5 protein-coding genes are annotated in these 5,196 nt (G+C 69.2%); all 5 read left to right on the plus strand.

Annotated features, from left to right (window positions below; translation table 11 throughout):
• Positions 1 to 917 (plus strand): carbohydrate ABC transporter permease (locus FFS27_RS28235; RefSeq protein WP_244247689.1); only part of this gene is annotated, 917 nt, incomplete at its 5' end.
• Positions 918 to 927: 10 nt separating this feature from the next.
• Positions 928 to 1,761 (plus strand): carbohydrate ABC transporter permease, encoded by an 834-nt coding sequence (locus FFS27_RS28240; protein ID WP_021264805.1) that lies wholly within the window; start codon positions 928 to 930, stop codon positions 1,759 to 1,761.
• A 39-nt stretch (positions 1,762 to 1,800) separates the two neighbouring features.
• Complete coding sequence (locus FFS27_RS28245; RefSeq protein WP_019484722.1) at positions 1,801 to 2,913, plus strand: ABC transporter ATP-binding protein; 1,113 nt, start codon at positions 1,801 to 1,803, stop codon at positions 2,911 to 2,913.
• A gap of 22 nt (positions 2,914 to 2,935) precedes the next feature.
• Positions 2,936 to 4,411, plus strand: coding sequence for a mannitol dehydrogenase family protein (locus tag FFS27_RS28250; RefSeq protein ID WP_003131590.1), 1,476 nt, complete (start codon positions 2,936 to 2,938; stop codon positions 4,409 to 4,411).
• On the plus strand, positions 4,408 to 5,196 hold a 789-nt coding region (locus FFS27_RS28255; RefSeq protein WP_256659675.1), incomplete at its 3' end, for an FGGY family carbohydrate kinase. The genes FFS27_RS28250 and FFS27_RS28255, both read left to right, overlap by 4 nt.

A 5,196-nucleotide genomic window follows, 5' to 3' on the forward strand; every position in this document is an offset into this window, starting at 1 on the left:
TCGATACCCCGCTCCCGGCCCGTCCCGCCCACCGTCGCCTCCAGCGCCGCCGGCGCGGACCCGGCTGGCTCCTGGTCAGCCCCTCGGTGGCGCTGCTGCTGTTGTGGATGATCGTGCCCCTGGGCATGACCCTGTATTTCTCGCTGATCCGCTACAACCTGCTGTATCCCGGCGAGAATGCCTTCGTCGGCCTGGAGAACTTCACCTTCTTCGTCACCGACGCCGGCTTCCTGCCCGGCGCGCTGAACACCCTGCTGCTGGTGGGCAGCGTGCTGGCGATCAGCGTGGCGTTCGGCGTGCTCATCGCCGCGCTGCTGGAGGCCGGCGAGTTCTTCGGTCGCGGCGCGGTGCGGGTGTTGCTGATCTCGCCGTTCTTCATCATGCCGACGGTGAGCGCGCTGCTCTGGAAGAACCTGATCTTCCACCCGGTCTCGGGCATCCTCGCCGCCGTCTGGCGCCTGTTCGGCGCCGAGCCGGTGGATTGGCTGGCGCACTATCCGCTGCTGTCGATCATCCTCATCGTCTCCTGGCAATGGCTGCCCTTCGCCATCCTCATCCTGATGACCGCCATGCAGTCCCTCGACCAGGAGCAGAAGGAGGCTGCCCGCCTCGACGGCGCCGGTCCGCTGGCGATCTTCTGGCACCTGACCCTGCCGCACCTGGCGCGGCCCATCGCGGTGGTGCTGATGATCGAGACGATCTTCCTGCTCTCGGTGTTCGCCGAGATCTTCACCACCACCAGCGGCGGCCCCGGCTACGAATCGACCAACCTCGCCTACCTGATCTACAACCAGGCGCTGCTGCAGTTCGATGTCGGCATGGCCTCGGCCGGGGGCCTGATCGCGGTGCTGATCGCCAATATCGCCGCCATCGTGCTGGTGCGGATGATCGGCAAGAACCTTACCGAGCGCAGCTGAGGAACCCGCCATGCTGACACTCAAGCAATCCCGCCGCCTGCGCAACGGCCTGCTCGGCCTGCTCTGCTGGGGCATCGCCCTGCTGCTGTTCTTCCCGATCTTCTGGATGCTGCTGACCAGCTTCAAGAGCGAGATCGACGCCTTCGCCACGCCGCCGCAGTTCATCTTCCAGCCGACCCTGGAGAACTACCTGCACATCAACGAGCGCAGCGACTACTTCGCCTATGCCTGGAACTCGCTGCTGATCTCCTCCTCGGCGACCCTCCTGTGCATGCTCGTCGCGGTGCCGGCGGCCTACTCCATGGCCTTCTTCGAGACCCGCCGCACCAGGCGCACGCTGCTCTGGATGCTGTCGACCAAGATGCTTCCGCCGGTCGGCGTACTGATGCCGATCTACCTGCTGGCCAAGCAGTTCGGCCTGCTCGATTCGCGGCTGGCGCTGATCATCGTCTACACCCTGATCAACCTGCCGATCGTGGTCTGGATGGTGTACACCTACTTCAAGGACATCCCCGTGGACATCCTCGAAGCGGCGCGCCTGGACGGCGCCGGCACCTGGCAGGAGATCGTCCGCGTACTGCTGCCGATCGCCCGCGGCGGGCTCGCCTCGACCCTGCTGCTGTCGCTGATCCTGTGTTGGAACGAGGCCTTCTGGTCGCTCAACCTGACCTCCTCGGCCGCCGCCCCGCTGACCGCCCTGGTCGCCTCCTATTCCAGCCCCGAAGGACTGTTCTGGGCCAAGCTCTCGGCCGTCTCCACCCTCGCCTGCGCGCCGATCCTGGTCTTCGGCTGGATCAGCCAGAAGCAGCTGGTACGCGGCCTTTCCTTCGGCGCCGTGAAATGAAGCGCATCCCCATCCTTTCGTCCACGGAGGTATTCCGCCATGGCTGATCTCAAGATCCGCAACCTGCAGAAAGGCTTCGACGGCCAGGCCATCATCAAGGGCATCGACCTCGACGTCCGCGACCGCGAGTTCGTGGTCTTCGTCGGCCCCTCCGGCTGCGGCAAGTCGACCCTGCTGCGCCTGATCGCCGGCCTCGAAGAGGCCAGCGGCGGCAGCATCGCCCTCGACGGCACGGACATCACCGACACCCCGCCGGCGAAGCGCGACCTGGCGATGGTCTTCCAGACCTACGCGCTGTACCCGCACATGACGGTGCGCAGGAACCTCTCCTTCGCCCTCGACCTGGCCGGCGTCGACAAGCGCGAGGTCGCCGTCAAGGTCGACGCCGCCGCACGCATCCTCGAACTGCAAGCGCTGCTGGAGCGCAAGCCGCGCCAGCTCTCCGGCGGCCAGCGGCAGCGGGTGGCGATCGGCCGGGCGATCGTGCGCAACCCGAAGATATTCCTCTTCGACGAACCGTTGTCCAACCTCGACGCCGCCCTGCGCGTGCAGATGCGCCTGGAACTGGCGCGGCTGCACCAGGAACTGGCGGCGACCATGATCTATGTGACCCACGACCAGGTCGAGGCGATGACCCTGGCGGACAAGGTCGTGGTGCTCAACGGCGGGCGCGTCGAGCAGGTCGGCTCGCCGCTGGAGCTTTACCACCATCCGGCCAACCTGTTCGTCGCCGGCTTCCTCGGCACGCCGAAGATGGGCTTCCTGCGCGGCCATCTGAGCCGCAACCAGGGCGAGCGCTGCGAGGTCGCCCTCGAATGCGGCGCGCGCGTCGGCCTGCCGCTATGCGCCGGCGAGCTGGCCACCGGCAGCCCGGTGACCCTCGGTATCCGCCCGGAACACCTGAACATCGCCCGCCCGGGCCATGCCTTCCAGGGCCTGCTGCGGGTCGCCGCCGACGTCAGCGAGCGCCTGGGCAGCGACAGCTTCTGCCATGTCCGCGCCGACTCGGGGGAAATGCTCACCCTGCGCGTGCGCGGCGATTTCGCACCGGACTACGGCGCAACCCTGGAGCTGGGCTTCGATCCGGCGCACTGCCATCTGTTCGACAGTAACGGCCAGGCCCTCGACAAACGACTGCAACAGGCGGCCTGAAGCCGCCAGCGGGAACCCACCGATGAAACTCAACCGGCAGCACCTCCCCCTGCTGGCGACCGCTGTCGCCCGCCCGTCCTACGACCCCGCGCAACTGCGCCAGGGCATCGTCCACATCGGTGTCGGCGGCTTCCACCGCGCGCACCAGGCGGCCTACACCGACGCCCTGATGAACCGCGGCGAAGCCCTCGACTGGGCGATCTGCGGCGCCGGCCTGCGCAGCGACGACCGCGCCATGCGCGACGCCCTGGCCGCCCAGGACTACCTCTACACCCTCTACGAGCTGGGCGACCAGCCAGACACCGAGGTCCGCGTGATCGGCGCCATCAGCGGCATGCTGCTCGCCGAGGACGGCGCCGAGGCGCTGCTGGAAAAGCTTGCCGAGCCGGCCATCCGCATCGTCTCGCTGACCATCACCGAAGGCGGCTACTGCATCGACGACGGCAGCGGCGAGTTCCTCGCCGAGTTGCCGCTGGTGCGCCACGACCTGGCCAACCCGCGGACCCCGCGCGGGGTCTTCGGCTTTCTCTGCGAGGCTCTGCGGCGGCGCCGCGACACAGGCGTGCCGGCGTTCACCGTGATGTCCTGCGACAACCTCCCGCACAACGGCGAGGTGGCGCGCAAGGCGCTGCTGGCCTTCGCCGAACGGCTCGACCCGGGGCTGGCGCGCTGGATCGCGACGCACGTCAGCTTTCCCAACGCCATGGTCGACCGCATCACCCCGATGACCAGCCCCGCCCACCGCCGCCAACTGGCCCAACGGCACGGCGTGGAAGACGCCTGGCCGGTGGTCTGCGAACCCTTCGTGCAATGGGTGCTGGAAGATCGTTTCAGCGCTGGGCGCCCGGCCTGGGAAAAGGTCGGCGTGCAGTTCACCGACGACGTCACGCCCTACGAGGAGATGAAGATCGGCCTGCTCAACGGCAGCCACCTGGCGCTCACCTACCTGGGCTTCCTGCGCGGCTACCGCTTCGTCCACGAGACCCTCGGCGACCCGCTGCTGCGCCGCTACGTGCGGGCCTTCATGGACCGCGACGTGGCCCCACTGCTGGCGCCGGTACCGGGGATCGACCTGGAGCGCTACAAGGACAGCCTGGTCGAGCGCTTCGCCAACCGCGCCATCGCCGACCAACTGGAACGGGTCTGCTCGGACGGCTCGTCGAAGTTTCCCAAGTTCATCGTCCCCACCGCCAATCGGCTGATCGCCGCCGGCCGCCCACTGGAACGGGTGGCCCTGGTGGTGGCGGCCTGGGCGCTGTACCTGGGCGGGGTCGACGAGCATGGCGAGCACTACCCGATTCCCGATCCGCGCGCCGCCGAATGCCAGGCGCTGGTTGCCGAACGCCACGGCCTGGGCCGGCGCCTGCTCGGCGTGGAGACCGTGTTCGGCCCGGCGATCCCGGCCTCGGCGGCCTTCGTCGAGGCCTTCGAGCGGCTCTACGACAGCCTGCGCCGACACGGCGTCAGCGAAACCCTGCGCCAGGTACTCGGCGAATGACTCCGGAGGGCCGCATGCACGGATTGTTCCTCGGCATCGATTGCGGCACCCAAGGCAGCAAGGCGCTGCTGCTCGACGCCGGCAGCGGCTGCACGCTGGGCCTGGGCAGCGCCGCGCAGCGCCCGCCGGAAGGCCGCGACGGACGCCGCGAGCAGGACCCGGCGGACTGGCTGGAAGCCATGGCCAGCGCGGTACGCATGGCCCTGGAAGAAGCCGCGGTGGACGGCCGCGAGGTCCGCGCCCTGGCGGTTTCCGCCCAGCAGCATGGGCTGCTCCTGCTCGACGCCGAGGGCCGGGCGCTGCGCCCGGCCAAGCTCTGGTGCGACACCGAGAGCGCGGCGGAGAACCGCGAGCTGCTGGAAGCCCTCGGCGGCCCGGCCGGCTCGCTGGAACGCCTGGGGCTGGTGCTCGCGCCGGGCTACACGCTGTCCAAGCTGCTCTGGAGCAGGCGCCGCTTTCCCGAGCTGTTCGCCCGCGTCGCGCACATCCTCCTGCCCCACGACTACCTCAACCACTGGCTCACCGGCCGCGTCTGCAGCGAAGCGGGCGACGCCTCCGGTAGCGGCTACTTCGACGTGCGCCGGCGCACCTGGGCCAGCGACGTGCTGGAGCTGGTCGAGCCGGGCGGACGCCTGGCGGCGGCGCTGCCGGAGCTGATCGAGCCCGGCGCCTGCATCGGCAACCTGCGCCCCGAAGCGGCCGCCGCCCTCGGCCTGGCTCCCCACACGCGGGTCGCCGGCGGCGGCGGCGACAACATGCTCGCCGCCATCGGCACCGGCAACATC

This window comes from Pseudomonas sp. 2VD (genome assembly GCF_005503585.1).
Taxonomy (GTDB): Bacteria; Pseudomonadota; Gammaproteobacteria; order Pseudomonadales; family Pseudomonadaceae; genus Pseudomonas; species Pseudomonas aeruginosa.

Bases quoted from the DNA above. Each gene is read 5' to 3' on its own strand.
- FFS27_RS28240 (WP_021264805.1), top strand. From the start codon at position 928: ATGCTGACACTCAAGCAATCCCGCCGCCTGCGCAACGGCCTGCTCGGC.
- FFS27_RS28250 (WP_003131590.1), top strand. From the start codon at position 2,936: ATGAAACTCAACCGGCAGCACCTCCCCCTGCTGGCGACCGCTGTCGCC.
- FFS27_RS28245 (WP_019484722.1), top strand. From the start codon at position 1,801: ATGGCTGATCTCAAGATCCGCAACCTGCAGAAAGGCTTCGACGGCCAG.